The 962-nt window shown below is 44.8% G+C and carries 2 tRNA genes and 2 rRNA genes; all 4 read left to right on the top strand.

Annotation, left to right across the window (positions count from 1 at the left end):
- A 16S ribosomal RNA gene (locus CBX98_RS25250) occupies window positions 1–272 on the top strand; the annotation flags it as partial.
- A 67-nt stretch (window positions 273–339) separates the two neighbouring features.
- Window positions 340–416, top strand: a tRNA-Ile gene (locus CBX98_RS25245).
- 39 nt (window positions 417–455) lie between these two features.
- Window positions 456–531: transfer RNA gene (locus CBX98_RS25240), tRNA-Ala, on the top strand.
- Between the two features lie 326 nt (window positions 532–857).
- A 23S ribosomal RNA gene (locus CBX98_RS25230) occupies window positions 858–962 on the top strand; the annotation flags it as partial.

The raw sequence follows: 962 nt of genomic DNA, 5'->3' as shown, positions 1-962 counted from the left end.
AGTGAGCGAATCCCAAAAAGTGCGTCGTAGTCCGGATTGGAGTCTGCAACTCGACTCCATGAAGTCGGAATCGCTAGTAATCGTGGATCAGAATGCCACGGTGAATACGTTCCCGGGCCTTGTACACACCGCCCGTCACACCATGGGAGTGGGCTGCAAAAGAAGTAGGTAGTTTAACCTTCGGGAGGACGCTTACCACTTTGTGGTTCATGACTGGGGTGAAGTCGTAACAAGGTAGCGCTAGGGGAACCTGGCGCTGGATCACCTCCTTAAACGATGATTATACACGATGAGTGTCCACACAGATTGATACGGTTTATAAGTAAAAGAGACGATACTGGGTCTGTAGCTCAGGTGGTTAGAGCGTTCGCCTGATAAGCGAGAGGTCGGTGGTTCGAGTCCACTCAGACCCACCAATTTCTTTTGAAATTGGTATGCAGTATCGACACCTTGATGGGGCTATAGCTCAGCTGGGAGAGCGCCTGCCTTGCACGCAGGAGGTCTGCGGTTCGATCCCGCATAGCTCCACCATCTTTAAGCATTCTTACGAGTGTGTTTAAAAATGGTTACTTCATAAGAAGTGATTAGCTCTTTAACAATTTGGAAAGCTGACAAATCAACAATTTATTGTTGATTGTAAAGTTCTCAATGTTTGTCTTTAAGACAAACACCAACTGTTTGTTTTCATTTTTCAAAAATGAAAGTAAACGAGCACATTCAAGTGTTCTTGGGAATATCACTTTTAAGTGATTATTCGAAATTGAGTCCGGCAAAATCGAAATGTCTCTCGCTCATTCAAATAATGAGAGACAACTTTGGTGATTTGAACATCAACTCGAAACTCCTTCGGGTTGTATGGTTAAGTGACTAAGCGTACACGGTGGATGCCTTGGCAGTCAGAGGCGATGAAGGACGTATTAACTTGCGATAAGCCCAGATTAGGTAGTAAAAACCACTTGAGT

Source organism: Vibrio sp. T9, from assembly GCF_003123985.1.
GTDB classification, from domain to species: Bacteria; Pseudomonadota; Gammaproteobacteria; order Enterobacterales; family Vibrionaceae; genus Vibrio; species Vibrio diabolicus.
This window is presented reverse-complemented; position numbering and strand designations above follow the sequence as displayed.